At 56.5% G+C, this 19,940-nt stretch carries 14 protein-coding genes and 1 pseudogene; 9 read left to right on the top strand and 6 right to left on the bottom strand.

Annotation, left to right across the window (positions count from 1 at the left end; translation table 11 throughout):
• Positions 1-670 precede the first annotated feature (670 nt).
• Complete coding sequence (locus tag IVB48_RS40795) at positions 671-1,738, top strand: cytochrome-c peroxidase (RefSeq protein WP_018457668.1); 1,068 nt, start codon at positions 671-673, stop codon at positions 1,736-1,738.
• A gap of 838 nt (positions 1,739-2,576) precedes the next feature.
• On the top strand, positions 2,577-2,741 hold the full coding sequence (locus IVB48_RS40790; protein WP_247408877.1) for a hypothetical protein: 165 nt from the start codon (positions 2,577-2,579) through the stop codon (positions 2,739-2,741).
• Between the two features lie 357 nt (positions 2,742-3,098).
• On the opposite strand, the gene IVB48_RS40785 is transcribed toward IVB48_RS40790, so the two are convergent.
• Positions 3,099-3,308 (bottom strand): hypothetical protein, encoded by a 210-nt coding sequence (locus IVB48_RS40785; protein WP_247408876.1) that lies wholly within the window; start codon positions 3,306-3,308, stop codon positions 3,099-3,101.
• 316 nt (positions 3,309-3,624) lie between these two features.
• On the opposite strand from IVB48_RS40785, the gene IVB48_RS40780 reads away from it, so the two are divergent.
• Both IVB48_RS40780 and IVB48_RS40775 read left to right on the top strand, forming a co-directional pair.
• Entirely contained in the window at positions 3,625-5,484 is a 1,860-nt protein-coding gene (locus tag IVB48_RS40780; protein WP_247408875.1) for a hypothetical protein, read from the top strand.
• 219 nt (positions 5,485-5,703) lie between these two features.
• Complete coding sequence (locus IVB48_RS40775; RefSeq protein WP_247408874.1) at positions 5,704-7,245, top strand: hypothetical protein; 1,542 nt, start codon at positions 5,704-5,706, stop codon at positions 7,243-7,245.
• Between the two features lie 125 nt (positions 7,246-7,370).
• Here the strand turns inward: IVB48_RS40775 and IVB48_RS40770 are convergent, their stop codons facing one another.
• The 3 genes from IVB48_RS40770 to IVB48_RS40760 all read right to left on the bottom strand — a co-directional run bounded on the left by IVB48_RS40770 (position 7,371) and on the right by IVB48_RS40760 (position 10,416).
• Complete coding sequence (locus tag IVB48_RS40770) at positions 7,371-7,580, bottom strand: hypothetical protein (RefSeq protein ID WP_247408873.1); 210 nt, start codon at positions 7,578-7,580, stop codon at positions 7,371-7,373.
• Positions 7,581-7,710: 130 nt separating this feature from the next.
• Positions 7,711-8,643 carry a hypothetical protein gene (locus IVB48_RS40765; RefSeq protein WP_247408872.1) on the bottom strand — a complete coding sequence of 311 codons (933 nt, stop codon included), beginning with the start codon at positions 8,641-8,643 and terminating at the stop codon, positions 7,711-7,713.
• 366 nt (positions 8,644-9,009) lie between these two features.
• Entirely contained in the window at positions 9,010-10,416 is a 1,407-nt protein-coding gene (locus tag IVB48_RS40760) for a hypothetical protein (RefSeq protein ID WP_247408871.1), read from the bottom strand.
• Positions 10,417-11,705: 1,289 nt separating this feature from the next.
• On the opposite strand from IVB48_RS40760, the gene IVB48_RS40755 reads away from it, so the two are divergent.
• The 4 genes from IVB48_RS40755 to IVB48_RS40740 all read left to right on the top strand — a co-directional run bounded on the left by IVB48_RS40755 (position 11,706) and on the right by IVB48_RS40740 (position 16,875).
• Positions 11,706-11,927 (top strand): hypothetical protein, encoded by a 222-nt coding sequence (locus tag IVB48_RS40755; RefSeq protein WP_247408870.1) that lies wholly within the window; start codon positions 11,706-11,708, stop codon positions 11,925-11,927.
• Between the two features lie 466 nt (positions 11,928-12,393).
• Positions 12,394-14,301 carry a serine protease gene (locus tag IVB48_RS40750; protein ID WP_247408869.1) on the top strand — a complete coding sequence of 636 codons (1,908 nt, stop codon included), beginning with the start codon at positions 12,394-12,396 and terminating at the stop codon, positions 14,299-14,301.
• The gene (locus IVB48_RS40745) at positions 14,283-15,617 is read left to right on the top strand and encodes a metallohydrolase (protein WP_247408868.1); all 1,335 of its coding nucleotides are present in this window, start codon (positions 14,283-14,285) and stop codon (positions 15,615-15,617) included. The genes IVB48_RS40750 and IVB48_RS40745 overlap by 19 nt, the downstream gene beginning before the upstream one ends.
• Before the next feature lie 103 nt (positions 15,618-15,720).
• Complete coding sequence (locus tag IVB48_RS40740) at positions 15,721-16,875, top strand: patatin-like phospholipase family protein (protein ID WP_247408867.1); 1,155 nt, start codon at positions 15,721-15,723, stop codon at positions 16,873-16,875.
• Positions 16,876-16,954: 79 nt separating this feature from the next.
• On the opposite strand, the gene IVB48_RS40735 is transcribed toward IVB48_RS40740, so the two are convergent.
• Positions 16,955-18,094, bottom strand: coding sequence for a hypothetical protein (locus tag IVB48_RS40735; RefSeq protein WP_247408866.1), 1,140 nt, complete (start codon positions 18,092-18,094; stop codon positions 16,955-16,957).
• Between the two features lie 441 nt (positions 18,095-18,535).
• Positions 18,536-18,769, bottom strand: coding sequence for a hypothetical protein (locus tag IVB48_RS41510; RefSeq protein ID WP_346659034.1), 234 nt, complete (start codon positions 18,767-18,769; stop codon positions 18,536-18,538).
• 956 nt (positions 18,770-19,725) lie between these two features.
• On the opposite strand from IVB48_RS41510, the pseudogene IVB48_RS40730 reads away from it, so the two are divergent.
• Positions 19,726-19,940: pseudogene (locus tag IVB48_RS40730) on the top strand (IS5/IS1182 family transposase); the annotation flags it as partial.

Raw genomic sequence — 19,940 nt, 5'->3', positions numbered from 1 at the left:
CTCGGCTCAGTGTTTCGCCGTAGGCCAGCGTAGATCTTTGTACCGCCGTGCCACGTGTGGCCGGCAAGCCTGGCAATCGGATCTCATCACAAAACTTCCTGAGCGATGATGTCTAGCCGGGACTGGCGCTTGTCGCATCTGTGACACTGTATGTATTCATCAAAGCAAGACATCCGACGTTGTTCGGCAGCCCGGACTCGTTTTGTACCTAAATCAGCAGCTTGCATGTCAGATGCAAGACTGGCATGGGGGTTGCTATTGTCCAGCGACACCGTGAGCGCTGAGCGCGACCAGCGGTGCAACACGGATAGATCAACTTCGCTGGAGCGTATTGGCCACCCAATCGCTCAATGGAGAACCGATGCGGCCACCGGACAGATTATCCTTTTTCGGCACGCTTATTGTTGTCAGATCGGCCATCATTCCGAAGGTTGAGGCGCTAGTCTGATCTACCAAGGTCGTGATCTAAGCTCAAAGCGAATTCGCGAATCAAATAACGGCTTAAAGCCTCTTGGGCGAACGCCGGCAGCGAGCACCTCGAAATCGAACATTTGATGCAGCCTCGCTTCACAGGATCCGGTGCATGCTGCGCCGGCCCGTTGAGGGAACAGAGTGTGGCATCGCTTTCGACTGTTTCCTTCGTATCAATCAGAACTGATGAGGCGGGTGTATGAACAAATCGATCCGGGAGCTTCGGCTTGTGGCTGAAGCATCTGTTTTGGCGATTGGCCTGTTGATGTCGTCAGGAGCTAGCGCGGACGATGATCTGATGAGAACCGCCAGGCAGATCTTCCATCCGATCCCCTCAATCATTCCTGCGGTAAAGGACAATCCAGTCACGCATGAAAAGGTCGAGCTTGGCAAAATTCTGTTCTTCGATCCGCGGCTATCGGCAAGCGAGATCATTAGCTGCAATACGTGCCACAATCTCGGCAGCGGCGGAGTCGATGCCGGTCCGACCTCAGTCGGTCACGGCTGGAAGGTCGGCCTACGTCGGGCCCCAACCGTCTACAACGCGGTGTTCAATTCGGCGCAATTCTGGGACGGACGCGCCGCGGACCTCAAGGCGCAAGCAACTGGCCCTGTGCAGGCGAGTGCCGAAATGAATGCGACTCCGGATCATGTGCTCGACACCTTGAACTCAATGGCCAGTTATGTCGTCTTGTTCAAAAATGCTTTCCCGAACGAGGCGAGACCGGTCAGCTTTGAAAACTTTGCGAAGGCAATCGAGGCTTTTGAAGCCACTCTCATCACACCTGCGGCCCCGTTCGATCAGTATTTGGAGGGCAATACACATGCTCTCGATGATCAGCAGAAGTCAGGGTTGGCGCTGTTTATGGAGAAGGGATGCTCCTCTTGCCACAATGGAATCAATGTCGGTGGACAGGCCTACTTCCAGTTCGGCGTGATGAAGAAGCCGGACGCAACCCTGCTTCCGCAAGCCGATAAGGGCCGATTCGCGGTCACCAAGGCGGTCGGCGACGAATATGTCTTCCGCGCTGCGCCGTTGCGGAACGTTGCTTTGCGAGCCCCTTACTTCCATTCGGGCCAGGTTTGGAGCCTGAAGCAAGCTGTTGCCTTGATGAGTGAAATCCAGCTCGGCGCCAAGCTTAGCGATGGGGAAGAAAACGACATTGTCGCGTTCCTGAATTCGCTTACCGGGCGGCTACCTAAGATCGAGTATCCGATACTACCCACCCGGACGAACACGACGCCAAAGCCTTCAATAGACAGATAGGATTAACAGCACCGGCCTCATATCTTGCCGAATGATAACAGATGCGACGCAAGAACCCGGCGTCCCGCAATGACGTTAAAATGAATGATCCCGTGCTGTCACTCATAACCAAGCGATCGGGTAGGAGGAAGCCTCGCGGCTTCCCCCTCCCACACCACCCTACGTACGGACCCGTAAACCGCGGTTAGTCAAGCCCGATTGAGATGGCGGTGCAGTCCAATGAGGAACGGCAGACCGAGGTGCACGAAAAAGGCGGCGCGATAAGCGTCGTTCATGTGGCTGGCCCCGGCATTCCACCAGGCCACGGCCGTTGAAGGCCGACTGCCATGCCCGCTCCGGATCGAGCCCACGTTGCATCAAGCGCTTGGCAGGTGTCCATGGTCGCTTCCACGGGCGCCAGAGGCCCGCCTTGGGGTCGGACGAATAGTCGCGGCCAGCGTTGCGGTGCCGGCTTGCGAACGCGTCCCTCAGCGCCATCCAAAGCCGGTGATCAAGAGAGCGCGCGATTCGCTGTCCACGCCGCGGATGCCCTTGGTCAGTAAGACGCGGTCCACGATGGGCCCGAGCAGCTTCTCTATTTTTTTGGCCGACCCTCTCCCACATCTCCGTTACGGCCGCCCAGTGAGCTTCCTGCTCCTCGTGACTCTCAGTGTCCGGCGTCCAGCCAGCCGACACCCGGCGCATGAACTATGGCGACACTCCGGGCGCGGCTCTCGCTGTCCGTCCAGACGCGATGGAGTTCGCCTGCCAAGGCCGTTGCCTGGCGGTGGGTCGGATGCACGGGAGCGTCATTGCGGACGGCCTGCCAAACACCCTCTAGATAGGCCGCGGCGACTCCATGCGCGACTTCGCTTCGCTGGGCTCTGTGGGTGCGGAGGGAAAATCGAACGGCCTGAGCGCTCTCGCTAGGCGTCACAAAAACGAAATCATCACCGAGCGGAATAGCCAGCTCGATGCCCGCAGCCTTGGCGCGGACGTCCGCTGGAATGCGCCGCACGAATGAAGGAAAGCAAGACCCGTCCCAGCGCATCGGCCGAACAACCCTGAACAGCAATGTTACACCCCATTGTTACACAGTCGGGCCCAGCGCAACACTCTGAAAGAGCATAACTTCTCGAATTGCTGCACATCAAGAAGTTGATGGTGCCCAGGAAAGGATTGGGACCAACTCTAAAACAGTTCAGCAAAATCAACGGGTTAACCCCTTGCCTCAAGCGAGGCTTGTACCACCAAAATGTACAGCTGTCGACCAAGCCACAGCACGGATTTTCCCGAGGCGCGTCAACAGGCGCAAAAGCGCCCCGCCTTCGCAGGCGCCGCGTTCATTCCGGGCTCCAGATATGTGGCGATACGCATTGAACTAAACCTCCCCGACCGCAAGGCCAATCTTTCCCTCCAGAAGCTCAATTGCCCCCTCGATATGATCAAGATTGATGTGGCTGATCACGAAGAGGTCCAAGGCATTGTCCGGCGCCAGGCGGTCGCGGACACCGCTCACCGTGCTCTTACGCGCTGGCGGGCAGCTTTTGCAGTATTCGTCGCCGCGTTGATAGGCTGAAGAGTTGATCATCGCGCCCTCTGCAATGGGTGCGGGCGATTCAAGCTCGGATGCTTCACGGTCTCCTCCGTCCTCCAAGCTTCACTTACTCGGGACGAGTAGGCGAGAGGGCAACCTGTTCCGATTTTGCCAGGGCGTCATCAACCTCAATGTCAAGATATTGGACATGGTGCCGCTGACGCTTCAGTGCAGGATGTAGCGGCCTCACCGGACGTTCAGAGCTTCCAGCAATTTGAGTTGTCTCACTGAATAAAGCACCCTAAGGTTAAGTGGGTTGATTGCTAGTCTGCCTTTACTTTCTTCATACTCAGGTCCTTAGGTGCAGTTCATGAGCCACCAGTATCCGGCTCCCCCAGCACGCAGGCTTCGTGTCTACGCCTTCGATCCACAAACCGCCAGTAGGCTGGGGTCGGTCAACTATGCGTTCGCTACCATCTCGTTGCCCTGGGGAACAGCCGAGCAAGATCAGGTGCAGCCTGGTCCCATCAACGACTATGTCGAGGTCATCGACGTCGACCCGGCCAGCCGCCAGTTCTACGATCCTGTGGATCTCAACGATCCATACTTGCTTGCGCAGGACGGATTGACGCCGTCCGAAGGAAATCCGCAATTCCACCAGCAGATGGTTTTTGCGGTGGCGATGAAAATTATCCACATCTTCGAGCGCGCGCTCGGGCGTAAGGTGATCTGGGCGCCACACTGGAATCCAGCGCGCAACACATACGAGCCGGTCGACAAGCTGCGCATTTACCCTCATGCGCTGCGCGAGGCCAATGCCTACTACAGCATGGCCAAGCGAGCCCTACTGTTCGGTTATTTCCGCAGCACCAACGCATCAGCCGCCGCGAGTTGGATCTTTACCGCACTGTCGCACGATATCGTCGCCCACGAGACCACGCATGCAGTGCTCGACGGACTGCACCGGCGGTACGCAGAAGCGACGAGCGTCGACAGCCTCGCATTTCACGAAGCGTTCGCCGACATCGTGGCGCTCATGTCGCATTTCACACTTACCGAAGCCGTTTCCGCGCACATCCAGGACAAGGGCGGGTCGTTCGACCAAGCCGGCCTGCTGAGCGGACTCGCAGAACAATTTGCCCGCGGCACGGTCGGACGAACATCGCTGCGCCAATACGTGGGTCATGCCCCTAGGCCGGAACTGCTCGCCGTGACAACTGAGTGCCACGAACGGGGTGCCATTCTTGTCGCGGCCGTTTTCGACGCATTCCTGACGATCTACAAAGCGCGCACGGATGACTTGCTGCGCATCGGCAACGTGACACGCGGGGAGGGTAAGAGACTTAATACTGATCTCGTCGCCCGACTGACAAGGGAGGCGGTCAAATCGGCCGACCATGTCCTTCGGATGTGCATCCGGGCGCTTGATTATCTGCCGCCCGTCGATGTCCGGTTCGGAGAATTCCTGCGTGCCATCATCACCGCCGACACCGACCTCGTGCCCGACGATCTGCACAATTACCGGATCGCTTTCGCGGAAGCCTTCCGCGGGCGCGGCATTCTGGCCGAGGACTGCCTGTCAATGTCACCAGAAAACCTCCTTTGGGAAACTCCAGAGCAGATGTTCGGGTCAAATCCTCTCAGTGTCGACGACCTGCACTCCCTCAAACTGGACCTCACCCCGCACTACACCCGCAAGGACATTCACAACAGCTCGGAAGCAAATCGCAAGAAGGTCCATAAGTGGCTCCGCCAGCAGGACGAGGACAAAACCGTCGACCTTGCCTGGGAAAATGCACTTGGGGTCTATTTTATGTTCCGGGAGAGTGTGCCGCACAGTATCGCTTCCGGGAGACTCTACCCGAAGGTCGAAGTACATAGCGTGCGGACAACACGGCGGGCTGGACCTGACGGGCAAGACCTCCGGCAACTCGTCATCGAGGTGACGCAACGGCGGCGTGGCTATTTTGATCCCGAACAGCAGAAGAAGGCCGATGCCGGCGAGGAAGAGCCTGCAACAGCGGATTTCATCTTCCGTGGTGGCGCTACGCTGATCATCGATCTCAAGGAAGAACTGTTGCGTTACGTAGTCCGGAAGCCCATTGTCGACGATGCGCGCCTCGACGAGCAGCGAAAGATTTTGTCGAATCCCGAGGGTTTTGGATTCACGTACAATCCGAATCAAAGCGGCGAACGCGAGCCGTTCGCAATGATCCATCGCGGTCAATAGGAGGCGGCCGTGGCTCGAGAGGCAAGGACCCTCAAGAAACAGTCGAGCAAGAAGAAGGAAGCATCGAGGTCCACCTCAGGCCCCGGCAAGAGGAAACGCTCCGCCGCCCGGACAGCGTCCGGCAGGAAGTCGACGCAAGATGCGCCTCCCGCGCCAGCCGCGGATGGCGCCGTCGATCGAAACAGCCTTACGGCTCGGCGTTCTCCCGGAACTGGCACTGTGTCGATCCGGATGTACCGCGGATTGCTCGGCGATTTCTTCCTCGTCAGGCACGCCGCCGGCGGTCGCGTTTTCAAGATGCTGATCGACTGCGGCGTCTTGCAGCGTATTGGTACGGCGGAGGCGAAGCCGTCCACCTCCCTTGGCAAGACGCGTATGATCGACAACGTGGCGGATTTCATGAAGGAGACCGAGGAAGAGGTTGACCTAGTCGTGGCGACGCACGAGCATTATGACCACCTTTCCGGCTTCATCCTGGCAAGTGAAAAGTTCAAGGATTTTAAGATTGGCAAAGTCTGGATGGCATGGACCGAAGACAGGACCGACAAGATTGCGAATAGTTATCGCAATAAAACAAAGAAAGCTCTCGCGGCGCTTGCGGGCTTGGCACTGAATTCGGCGCTCGCGCCAGACAGTGACGCGATGCAGACGGTGAACAATCTGCTGCAATTCTATGGCGACAAAGAAGCTGTTCGAGCTCACGCCCTTGGTCTCGCAAAACGGGAGGCCGACGGGAAGCTCTCCGGCAACGCAAGCTGCGAAGCGGTTCTAGACTGGTTGCGGAAGCGCGCTGGCGCCGCCAACGTATCGTTCCTGAAACCGGGCGAGGTGGTGCACTGGGGGATCGATGACGCATTCCGCGCGTACGTCCTTGGTCCGCCGCGCGATGACAAGCTACTCCGCCAGCTCAATCCCTCCAAGGAAGACAGCGAGGTATATCTCGCCAGCCGTGACGAACTGTTTCTCGCGCGAAGCGGAGAGGTGGCAATGGTCGCGGGGCTCGCGGCGATCCACGGCGATGTCCATCATCCCGGAGCAGAGATCGACAACCAGCCCTTCACACGGAAGTATCAGCATCCTTACCCTCCCGGTAAAAACATTGCTGGCGACAGGAACGGCTTGGTGAAGCTTGTGCCACGTTCGCCTAACGATCCGATCGCCAGGCTTTACAGGTCGAAACAGATTTTCGATCGTTGCATCGATGACGAATGGCTCGGAATTGCCGAGAGTCTCGCACTAAAGATCGACAACGACGTCAAGAACACATCGCTGGCTCTCGCGTTCGAGCTGGCCGACAAGAAGGTGCTTCTGTTTCCCGGCGACGCGCAAGTCGGCAACTGGCTGTCGTGGGACCGCCAGAGTTATCCCGTTGATGACAAGCCAGGCGGACCGACTCTAAAGATCGACGACATTTTGGCCCGAGTCATCTTCTACAAGGTCGGGCACCACGCAAGCCACAATGCGACCATGCGGGAGCGCGGTCTCGAACTAATGACGAACTCCAGCTTGGTGGCGATGATTCCCGTCGTCGAGCTGACGGCTCGCGAACAGACGACCAGGACCTCGCCGAAAGGCTGGGCCATGCCCTATGACAAGCTCTACGAACGGCTCGACCAGCGCACGGGTGGCAAGATCATCCGCGGGGACGGCGACATAACTACGGAGCAGGGCAAGTTCAAAGGATCAATCTTCAAGCTGTCCTATGGAGCAGATTTCAAGGACAAGGATCCCTTGTGGGCGGAACTCAAGCTTGATGTCTAGCCGACGCGTTGAACACCAGAGTTCGAAGCGAGCTCCGATCGCCCTCTCCCCGCCGGAAGTGAGGACACTTTCGAGTCTGCGCGACCTGATGACATAGCCGCCGTGAACCGCCGTTGTCGAAGCGGTTATATCGGCAAGTCGATCTTCAAACCCCGCCAGCGATCGTACCAAGTTTGATCGGGGAATTGACGAAGCTCAATTCTCTTGCCTTGGGTGCTCGCGATGGTGCGGTCGACGACCCGATTTCCATACTCCCAGTATTCTTCAGCAATCTCCGCCTTCGTTGCGATGACACGGCGTTCCGCCACCGACTTCAGGAGAATCTCGACATACATGCTCTGGATCGCGCGTTGCTGCAGCGTCCGCGCGGCGCGGTGCGGTCGGCTGCCGATCGAAGTGCATGATCCAATAATCTGCTTCCTCGTCCTTCCAGATTTCGGGGTCGTCGGATGGATCGACGCAAGGCTAGCGACAAACCAGTGGCCTGCCTGTCGCTGCATCGACAAAGAAGAAGAAGCCCAGCTTGTGATAGAAGCGGATTCGAAGGAACTTCCGGATCTCCGCCTGCTGCTCAGACGAAAAGCACGCGGGTTCGGTTTTCAGTTGCTCGATCGTTGCGTCTACCGCATCAACGTCGAATCGCTCAACCTCCAGGATCAATGCCTCGTACTCCGGGAACAGGTCTGCCAGCACAACAACAATGTTCAGAAACAGAGCTTTTGCGAGCTCTCCTTCACGCCAGCATCGCTGCACGCCGACATAATTTACGTAAGCGAGTTTGGAATCATAGTCGTACGTAAGGAATCCGAGTCCGACAGCCTTGTTAGCAACACTCAGAATGAAGTAGCGGGAATCCAGCTGATATGAAATTCTTCCCAGCGCTGGCAAGTTGAACGACCTCACCGTTCCGAGATCGGTGTCGAATACCCAATGCACGATATCCTCCGGGTCGTCACGTTCGTTTGGCGGAAACAAACCGGCATACAGCTTGAAGACCTCGGTTTCGTTGAAGCTCTTTACGTCCATAATATCGCCGCGCGCGACCGTCAGCGTCGGGCGCATGAATCCGATCAAGGCTTTGCGCGCTTGCGGTTGTGTCAATTCGTCGAAGGATTGGTTCAGCGAAAGAACGTCGGTCCGCTCTCCCGTTTCGAAATCACGAACAGGAAAACTCGGTACTGTTCTGAGCTTTCGCCAGTCACCCTGTCTTGTAAAAACCTGGATTACAATTGGCTGATATCCGCCGGTCTCCCGTTGGCGGGCGCACGCAAGGCCTAGCTCCCGCTGAATGCGATCCGACGCGAGCGACTTGTCGCTAACCAAAAGTATGAAGAAGTGCGCCCCTTCGATCTCGTTCCTGCTATCGGCGTGAGACGCAACCGAAAACCCGGAAACCACAAGAAGGCTCTTGTACTGCTCGGCCTCATGATGATCTTCGTCGCAATGGGCAACGAAGACGGCTTGCTGGTAGGGCTGATTGTTCGCATGAAATCTGAGTCCAAAAGGGAAATCCCGGGCTAAGACAGCTTACAATCTCTCGATCGAGCTTCAACGCCAGAACAGCTTTAGCCCTCGCATGTTGAATTTCCTGAGTGTCTCCTCGGCCGGTGTGAACAAACCTACGCCGACCAGAACGTCGGCGCCACGCCATCCGAAGCAAGTGACGATCACATTAGTCTCGTTCGACCCAGTTTGCGCCATCGGGACGCTTGCGACGATTGCGCGCCCCTTTGAACTAAGCAGATCGGTGCTGTACCATCAGGACTAGATTGGCTGCATTGCTCGCGCACACATGAAGTGAAATTCGGTCTCAGCCCGATCGTCTACGACCTTGTATTGCTTTCCGGCAGCCTGGACCTGGCTCAGAGTATCTTCCAAACCAGCGATACGATTACGATCCCGAATGGTGGTAGCTACCGCAAGCGCAAGGCCGTCGAAATCAAGCACCTCTTCGTGGAAATCCTTCGACGAACCGTGATGCGGGAGCGACAGAACGCAAATCTGTTTGGAAAAAGGTTTGAAGAACGAGTGCCAAGGCTGACGCCTTGAGCTTTGTTTGAGCTTAGAGTCGCCGGTCTCTAACCAAGCTGCGGGCGACGGTCTCATACTGTACCCGATCGGAGTGTCGCCGGCAGGAACGAGCCAATCCGAACCGGATTGAGATCCAAGCGATCTTCCGGGACCTGAATAGAGCGACATCGATATCGCGTTCTGCCCTACTTCGAAATGATCATTGTATAGCGTGACGAGCCCTTTCCTATTTGAAGCCAGTTTGTCGAGCAGCGCGCTCGCGAACGTCTCGTTTTCAAAGGAATTGAGGCCCAATTCATTCATGATCGCTCGACGAAAAGCCCTTCTCATTTCGCATTCAACAGGGTGCACATAGGGCAGAAGGATCCAGTCTCCTAAACGCCAACGGTCACTCGCATCCTTTCGCCACTCAAGACGAAAATGCGAACCACATCCCGCCAACAACGATCCGCTTGATAGTTCGCGGTCAACATCGCGCGGCGTGTCATAAGGCACGGGGACAAAGCCTTTTGGGGGCAGCTTCCGCGGCTTATTTACGATGAGGGTGAGCCGTGCCTGAAGTCCCTCCTCCGAGGCGGGAGAAATCGGAAGCGGTCCTTCCGGATCAATCGGCTTGTCTGGCACCCCACCACCAGGTGGCTGGTCTTCTCCGTTTCCTGCTTCTACAAAGACGACGATATCTGCTCCATGGCGACGCCACCATCCGCCCGGGTCACGAATATAGTCGCGGATGGACGCGGTGGCGCTCCCGCCATCTACTTCGCGCATTAATAGTTCGGACAAATCTTCGGGTTCCAAATAGGGAAGCACCACTATCTTGGCGGGTGTCGTGCCCATGAGCCGATCGATCTTGTTTACATGATCGGAATCGAGATGTGATATGAAAAGCAGATCGGTTCGACCTCCCGTCATTCGTTCATGATTTCGGAGAGACCGATCAAAAGACTGAGGCGATTCCGACCCGCAGTCGTAGACGTAGAATTTTTCAAGGACCGCGGTCGACTTGCCCCTGGCATCCTTCGTGTCAAGCATCATCAATTCCGGTATGTGAAGTTCGTCCTTGCGGACCGTAATCTTGCCCGCATGAAACCCTCCATGACCTACAGCATATTGCTTCCTGACAACTGAAGCTGTGAACATCTTTGCCTTCCCTCGGGGTGGGGTGGACTAGAGTGCACCAAGTGCACCTTCCGGCCGGATACGATTCAAGAGGATCAAGCTTGCTTCACCGCTCCAGTGCATCCGATTGGCGCCCCGGGTGCTGCGCACGGCAATGACGTGAACGGTGTGGTGGGTGAGACCGTCCAGCCTATGGTCGCCCCGTCTAAATGCGTTCCTGGATGTTGCGCTGTTGCAAGAACATCCCGCGTTGCCACGCTGGTGCCGGGAGTACTGCCAGCCCAAGTGCCATGATCCCAAGACCGAGTTCGGTGTGCATTCATGGCGCCAACTGTCGGATGCTGCACCCCGGGCCTTCGCCCATGTCGGTTCCCAGGTCCAAATGAGTAGAGTAGACGCGCATACGCTGGCGGTCTGCTAGGAGGGATGCTGCTGCTTCCCATGTCAGCACCGTGATGAGGCACTACGATTGCGCTTGGGTTCGAAGGGGGTGTCCCTATCTCGTGATAGCCTGCATCTCCGGTCAGCAACCACTGCTTGCCCGAACTTGCGTCCTCCACAATGGCGGCGATCCCCGAACCGTTTCGGAGAGCAGCGGTACCCGTGCATCGTCGCAATTCGATAGACTGCCGGCCACTTGCGAGCGAGATGCGAAGCGTTGCCGGGGTTGTACCCCAAACCAATAGAGTTGCCCCAGCCTTTAGGATACGATTGACGAATGCAAGATGCTTCTTGGTAATTGATTGACGCGGGGCGATCCACGTCCTGGATCGAGCTTGCGGGTCCGTCAACTCTCCCGACCAATGATCCGAATCCCAGTGGCTCAGCACGATCGCTGCATCCACTCTCCAGCAGAATCGCAGCGGCTTCGGTCTGGTGGGCGCATTCCTATAGACGCCCCCGCCTAGATCGAAATATAGATGAACATCCTCATTAGCGTCGGCTAGACCTACCGCCGCACCCTGACCGACATCAAAGCCAATGAGATAGTCGAAAGAGGGAGCTGAGATCGCCCCCGAGAGCTCAGACGAAGTGGCGTCTGGAAAAGAGTCCATCGAAAACGCTGCGTCGAGTGCTGCCGCCTCAGGTATAACTCTCTGAACATCCTTGAGAGATGCGGTTACGGCTGCGGCGAGCAACCCACCAAAAACATCGACTTCGAAGTACCCAGAATCTTCAAGTTCAATTGTCACCCACTCGTTCTCAGTTATCGCAACGAGTAAGTCGAACCAGGCATCGCCCGGGCTAGCTGTAATCTCCACTCGATAGATCGGAAGCTGATCGTATGGATCCGGACCTACGATTGGATGATGTTTGAAAAGTCCTTGCCAGTACTTGGCATGGTCAATCTTCAGACGCGTCACACTTCCAAGATCGAAGAGGCCGCCATCGCCGAAGCCGGGCCAATCAGCATCGACCACGTCAAAGCAAAATACGGCCACCGACGCACCCTTGGGCGCAATCGGCTCGCTCTGGTCCAGCTTGCCGTAAGAACGTCTCGGAAAGCTTGGCCATCCCTCGCCAATTGGTGAGAAGATAGGATTCATTGCTTTACCCTGCCCGCACCGATTGCGGACACTTTCAGTCCTGCTCTCAGCCTCTCAACCGTTGTAAACGTTCGTGCTCGGCTCGCGAAGCCAACGCCGACCCGTTAGAGCGCGGAGATTAGTGGCACCGACTCTTCTCAAATCTTTCCCGGTCACAAACCCGATAACGACCACGTAAAATCTGCTTGGGGACGATCACTCAGGATCTGCCCGCCTACAATGTCATTAGCGCCATCAAACACCTTTCGCGCTCTACGTGCAACCTCCCCGAAGCACCTTTCTCAGGCAAAAACTTTCTGCGTTCGCAAGGCGGTCCCCACCCTAGGGACCGGATCGCTTGAAAACTCTTGCTCGAATTTTCCAAACATGACGACTATACTACCCGAGATTGTGCGTCTCTCGACTAGGGCCTCGATCAGGCGGAGCGGCGCACCCTCGCGAGGGAGCGAACATGGGGGCCAAGAAAACTAAGGCTCCTGCTGAAGCCAAGGCGAACGGCTCGGCGGGAAACTCCGATCGGAAGCTAACGCGCGCCACCTTAATTGAGCTGTATGCGGCCCGACGTTACCTGGGACTCGCTGCCCTAAAGGAGACCGGGCTGCGTTTGCCAATCGAGGTCTATTTCAAGGATCCGGCTGTAGCCAGCGCATCTGAGGGCGCGGGCTTCGACACCGAGTTCACTGCGCCTTGGGAGCCCGGGCTGCGCGACGGTCCAACCAGCGCGCGCTTTGCCGTCGTTGACTATGATGCCACAAGCAACACGCTTACCCCCCCTGCGGTCTGGGACCGCAAGTGTAACTGCTATCGAGCGCTCGACGGCTCCGTACTTAACAGCAAAACAAAGGATCGCTTCCAGTATCATCAGCTCAGCGTCTGGGCAAACCTGCAAAATACTCTTGAGTTTTTTGAGAGCGGCTTTGCGCTCGGTCGCAGGATCAGTTGGGCATTTGAAGGTAATCGGCTGATAGTCGTGCCTCACGCTGGATATGGCGAAAACGCTTACTACGACCGGACTAGCAAGTCGCTGCAATTCTATTGGTTCGGCGATGACAAGAACCGAGTCTACACTTGCTTGTCGAGCGACATCGTAAACCACGAATTTGGCCATGCATTGCTCGACGGGCTTCGGCCACACTTCTACGAATCGGTCGACGCGCAGACCGCCGCGTTTCACGAGTTTTTTGGCGATCTCACTGCTATTGTGATGGCATTCAGAAATAACGCTTTCCGCAAGGTTGTGCTCAAGGAAAGTAACGGCGATCTCAACACTGCCCAATTGCTTGCAGGCCTTGCTCGGCAGTTCGGTGAGGCAACATCTAACTCACCCTATCTTCGCAGCGCGCTCAACGACCAGACGATGGAGAAACTCAAAGGTAAGCTCGAGCCGCACGCGCTCTCAGAGGTCATGACCGCCACGATGTTCGACATTCTCAGAGGTGTTTTCGCCCAGCACCGCGAGCGCGAGTTAGAGCGACACAAGGAAGGCCGAAGCAGTAGACCCAGCGATGTGAGAGCGTTGGCCGACACGGTCCCTCGGATGCAGATGCTCGCCTTTCAACCACTTGACCTCTTACCCCCTTGCGCCGTTACCTTTCGTGACTATGCGTTGGCAGTACTGCGCTCCGAGCAGGTTGCCAATCCGACCGACCCTTCGGGCTATCGGGCGCTCATGCTCGATTGCTTCATCAGGCGCGGCATTCTGACCGAAGGCGACAGGACGGAGTTGCTTGAACCAGCGCCGGTGTTTCAACGGCCGCCCCTAGACGTATTTCACTCGATCGACGCTATCGCCGCATCGAGGGGGGGCGCCTATCGCTTCCTCGATGACAACCGCGCTAAACTACTGATTCCGCTCAACGCGGATCTGATCGTCAGCGAAATCGTGCGCGCCAGCAAGTTAGCGCGGGACGGCCGATCGTTACCCGAGCAGATCATCGTGCAATATATCTGGCGTGAGGATCTTATTCTCGCAGGTAAACAATTTGGCCGCTTCGACGGCGAGCGGACGGCCATGCTTTGCGGCGCAACCATGGTACTCGACCAGAATGGGAATCTGATCCACTGGGCCCGCAAGCCAGGCAGCGTCAGCGTCGGGACCAATGCGGCAGCCACGGCAGAGCAAGTCCAGGGCGCTGCTCGGCGTACTGAGCTTCTGGAGACAATTGCAGCGCGGGTCGCGGCAGGAGCCGTCGGCGAAGCGATCGGCAGTGAGATCGGCTTGGTCGAGCGAGCTACGCCGCCGTTTGGCTTTCAGAAGGTCGACGGAACAATCCGCTTTCAGCTGTCACCGCACTTTTCACTTCGTGGCGACGTCGAACTCGACGAAACGGGGGATCGGCAATGGCAGATAAGCTTCTGATCCGGATGTTCGATGTCGGTCTGGGCGACTGCATTTACTGTCGGATCCCCAAGGCTCATAAAGACGGGCGCGACTTTCACATCCTCATCGATTGCGGAACGCTGAGCAGCACGGATTATCTTTCGGCGGCGATAGAAAACCTCAAGACTTTACTGCCGTTGATCAAAGGCAAGCGCCGCATCGATCTCTTGGTCGTCACCCACGAGCACAAGGATCATATGACCGGCTTCGGAATGGACCTCTGGGAGGATATCTCGTTTGGGGCGATTTGGATGAATGCCGCGATGGACCCGAGACATCCTGAGGCGGAGAAAGCGAAGAAGCTACATAGTTTCGCCGCTGGCGCGATGGCCCAGGCATTGCGCCTCAACCTGGCGCTCGGACCTGAATTGACGGAGCTCGCGAATGTGATGGCGCTCAACGCAGACGCTATGCGGACGCTTCGCGTAACGCTGCCGAAGGCAAGCTGCATTAAACCGACCTACGTTCATGCAGATTCGAGCAAGGCTGATCTTTCGTTGCCGCTTAACAGCGCAACTATCAGCGTGCTCGGGCCGGAGCGCGACATTGATTTCTACTATCTGGGCGACGAGGGAAACCCCTCGCTCCGCCATGCTCTGGCGTTCATCGATTCGGAGCTTCCCCCAGTGGAGGCGGCAGTTCCGGAATTACCAGTATCAGCTCCTGGTAATCTTGATCCTGCCGACTTCCGTCAGTTGCGCTCGCGCATGCTGTCGACGGCACTCGCCTTTGCAGATCTAGACGGGAAAGTCTGTAACAACACGAGCGTTGTGCTTTTGCTTGAATGGAAGGGCAAGCGACTTCTTTTTGGCGGCGATGCCGAGTGGGATGGAGCATACAAGAGGGGGACCAAGGCAAACTGCTCTTGGAACGTAATGTGGAACTTGCGGAAGAACAAGCTCAACGGAGCGCTGAATTTCTACAAGGTAGGACATCACGGGAGTGTCAATGCGACGCCCTGGGGACAAACGGCCGCTGCCAGCAAGGGAGAGCCGCTCGCCATCCTCAATGCAATCCTTCCTGAGGCGTCGAAAGCCGGCGCCAACGCAATCGTTTCAACCCACAGGGCTAATTATCCAACGATTCCCTGCACGGACCTTCTCGCTGAAATTGGCAAACGAGTATCGAACACCCGAAACTACGCCGCTCTTTTCAAGAAGGCCAAGATGACGACCTCGGAAGTACCACGCTTCGCCGAGTACGAGAAGGAGTCATTCGCTGCCCCCCAGCCGGTCCGCACGGACCTTGAGCGGATGCTCGGCTCGCAAGGCTTCATCGACCTGGAGATCGAATAGATCGCGACGACATCGAAGAGGTCGAAAGCAAGATCACTACCATCAGAGCAAACCTTTTCATCCGGTCGTCGCCTCGTTAAACAACGCAAGATTGGAGCATCAAATGTCATTAGACGAATTCATTGACAAGCGACCCGCTCAGCCTGAAGACGGAATCGGCCTTGCGCTTTCGGGTGGAGGGTATCGCGCTATGGTCTTCCACGTTGGTGGATTGATCCGCCTCAATGAGCTTGGACTTCTGCGCAAGGTCAAGCGGATATCCAGCGTCTCGGGCGGATCGATCACCGCCGGCGTACTCGGAACGAGTTGGAAGGATCTGCAATTTGCCGATGACGTCGCCGTAAACTTTGAACTCGTCATTGAACGGATCAGGCAACTCGCAGACACTACAGTTGATGCTGGCGCAATCATCGGCGGCATCTTTCTCCCGGGCTCGATCAGCGACAGGGTTGCCAAGGCGTACGACAAGGTACTCTTCAAGGGCGCGAGGCTGAATGATCTGCCAGACGATTCTCAGCCAGGGAACCCCCGTTTTCTCATCAACGCCACAAACATTCAAACGGCTGCGCTTTGGCGTTTCTCTCGAAACTACATGGGCGACTACCGCGTCGGCTTGGTCGAACGGCCCAACATCCTTCTAGCCGTCGCAGTTGCAGCATCTTCTGCGTTTCCGCCGGTGCTTTCTCCCTCCGAACTCGACATCGAGCAGCCAGTTATCAACACGCCTGGAGCAGATCTGCACAAGGAGCCTTACACCGAAAAGGCAATCCTGAGCGACGGTGGCGTGTACGACAATTTAGGGCTTGAGACGATAACGAAGCGCTACGTCACACTTCTGGTCAGCGACGCCGGTCAAAAGATTGCCCCAGATCCAGATCCTCATCGCGACTGGGCGAGACATTCGCTGCGAGTCCTGGATACCGTGGACAATCAAGTCAGGAGTTTGCGCAAGCGTCACCTCATAGATTCCTTTGAGCGCAAGGATCATAACGGCACCTATTGGGGTATCCGCACATCTTTCGCAGACTATAAGTTGGCGGACGATCCTCTGAAATGCCTGGGAAGAAATCCGGTACCGCTCGCCGAAATTCAGACCCGGCTCGAGGCTATGCCTCGCAACGTCCAAGATCGTCTCATGAACTGGGGGTACGCCATTTGCGACGCCGCACTACGTGCTCACATTGACGAAGCCCTGCAGGCCAAATTGGGCGTGAAAATCGGCCTGCCAACAAAATTTCCCTTCGATGGAGGCTATTGAGGATCGCGCGACAGGTACTCCGTCGCCCTGCGAGAGAGGCCTTGGTACAATCGACTCATTCGGCGGACGCTTGAGCAACCTACTCTTTGAGGATAGCCACTGGCGGCACCGTCTTCGGCAAATCACCTTCTTGCGTGGCCGCCTGCACGGTCTGGAGCACGAGATCCAAAGTCTGGAGCGACCGTTCCTCAGTAGGAGATCCGAAGTTGGGTCGAGGAACGTACCAGGTTGTTCCATTGTGCCGAATGTTGACGGCAGCGCCTGCCAATGGCTCACCGTGCATCACGACGAAAAGAGGCACATCGACGAAAACCCGAGTCGGTCCAATAGACCGTCCATATAGAACCAGGGGTGTAAAGGGCTCCTCGATATAGTTTTGAGCCGCAATCAACTCTCCCAGGTAGCCAATCATCTCAAGAGGCGACCGTTCCTTCGCAAGAAGACACTGCGGAGCAGGTCTTTCGCTGCAAACTGGATAGTTGGTGAGCCTGACCTCCTCTAGAAAGAGTCTGAACCGAGTGTAGTGACAATAGTTGACCGCCGTATTGTAGTATATTCCACGATCATTGCTAAACTCGCCAATGCGAGCGCTTACGTCGACAAAATGTGAGTTACAGCGTGATGTAAATTCCGCAATTTGCTCGCTCATCCTTTCGCAGCGTGACGCTGCGCCGGTAGTTGTTGGCGCGAGGCATTGGCTTCTGCGTCTAGCATCAACAGCTCTGAGGATCTGTTCTGTCGGTTTAAACTCTTGGAAATAGACGAGGTCCAATAGCTGGCGGGGCCATCCCGTACTTTCGCGAAAGGCTGCCGTTATTTCTTTTCTAACAGGCGCTCTCATGGCCAACATAAACTTCTGGGCATTCAGATTTCCGAGGGAAAACTGACTGTAACCAGCGCCGGCACTAGCCGAGGGATTGAGAGAGTACGTTTGCAAGCCAGCGAGAGATGTGAAGTTCAACGTGCTAGCAAGACTGCCCGATATCGGTGGGCTGGCGGCAAGTTGACCGACTGACGTAAAGGATTTTGGATAGTGCTGGCTTGCTCTGACAGCATTTAAAAGGAGGAGTTGATTGGCCGTATCCGCGATTGCGTTGTCGTACGTTAATACGTTGTAGCCCATCTGCACTTCGGCGCAGCCACCTAAAAAGCAAGATGCAAGTGCGACATACAGAGATCGAATTGCGACTCCACTCACATTCCGGACCAAGCTGAGCATTGTAAGCCTTCAGCGTTCGATTCTAAATGAAGACGGTTCACAACAGTGAGCGCCGATGAGGGAGACTCAAGCCAAATCGATGATTGGCTGTTCGGTTAACCGCAATGTGAGAAGGCTGCGTGGCCGAAGGTCATCCATCGAGAACGAAATTCTTGGAGACGAACAGGAATGTAGTATTGGTTCACGACCTGAGAATTCATACCCAGCGGCACACGCTTTCCAAAATAGCTGTTGCCATATCGTGCGCCCTCTATTGAATTATAAGCTCATACAGGCCAGGGGCGCAACTGGTGGTTTAGTCCAAATGCACCGGCTTCGGGTCAGGCAATTGATCGGAGCGTCGGCGCCAATAGTAGTAGGCACGCAACTTGCGGAAGTTCGCGTTCAGCGATCTGCAGCGTCCCGCATGTCTAGACCGGTGAATATGCTCAGGGACTCATCTTAGCGCTCGTGGCCGGGCCTATCCGGTGGGATGTGCCTAAACGTCTCCACGAAAGCAGGCCCCATCTTGGGCGAGATGAAGAACCGAACATTGGGGCTTGCGGTGACCGAAAGCCAGCTTCGCCAGAATTTGTTGTAGGAAATGCCAGACGATGCGTTCAGGCTCAGTCTCCGCCTTGAATCTTCTCGCGGATACGCAATGCGATACCCTGGCGAGGGGAATGCCTTGAAGATTTTCGTGACGTCCAGACAGGCCTCATCGAGCGACAGAGGTTCGACGAACTTTTGTGTACTCGGCGAAGATCTCTCGCGTATTGCCGGCTGATCGCCCTGTACACCTCGAAGCGCGGCCTAACGAAGACCAGGTCAGTGACATGGTCACTTCACGGTCACCGAGGGCATTGCAGAGCGAACCCCAAATTTGCGGGCTTCGATCGCGGCCGCCTCGCCCCCCACTCCGCCGAGCCGCTCACCGCGTTCGGATTGTCGTGGATTATTCGGCGGGTACGCGAAGCGCACGGCGCAAAGCGTCAGTCTTGCGCAATTGCGTGACACCGCAGCTCATTTTCACGCGCGCTATCAGGACAAAACACGATTTGCAAACTTAATGCATGGGGAAAAAGACCCTGCGCCTCTCGGCGTTGCTGGGAGACCCGTTCGAAGAACTCACCAGCGAAGACAAGTTGTTTCTTCTTGTCTTGTCGTCTTCCGATACCGTAACAATATTTTTCACGGCAACAAGGGCGTCGAGTCGTGGCTGCTCTACCGCGAGCAAATTCGACATTGTATTGAGTCCATGCAAGTCTTGATCTCTCATGCCGAGCAGACCAACCCAACCATGAACGACGAGGCGGCGTAAGAGTGTGCTTCAGAGCGCCTCATTGAGCAAAGAGGCTCGCTTATCAGCGCTAGGTGGCGGCGCAGCCTCAATTGTCTTCGCTCTTTGCCTCGTTCCTCCTGGACACTTGGGTCGCGCCGGCGCTAGGACGAGGCCGCTGCCCTGCCGACCACCATGGCGAGGAGGCTCAGAACGCTTCCGATGTCGCTGGGCTTCTACGATCTCGCGGTCAAGGCGCTAGAGCGCGCTTCCGTTTGGCTCGATAATCGCTCTAGCAGTCTGCTGAAAAACCCCCTCGCCAGGGAGGGGACTTGATGATTCACTTTATCATCTCGAATCGGCGGAGACGATCATGCGCGGCAGGTTTACGGATCAGGGCGGCCTGTTTTCGTACATCGCGCCGGATAAGCGAGTGCCAGCGAACCATCCGCTGCGGAAGGTCCGGGAACTTGTCCGGGATGTTTTGAGTGATTTGAACCGCAGCCTTGGAAAGCTATACGCCAGCGAGGGACGTCCTTCGATCCCTCCGGAGCAATTGCTGAGCGCCTTGCTGCTGCAGGTGTTCTA

The sequence above is a fragment of the Bradyrhizobium sp. 76 genome (assembly GCF_023073025.1).
Classification (GTDB): Bacteria; Pseudomonadota; Alphaproteobacteria; order Rhizobiales; family Xanthobacteraceae; genus Bradyrhizobium.
This window is presented reverse-complemented; position numbering and strand designations above follow the sequence as displayed.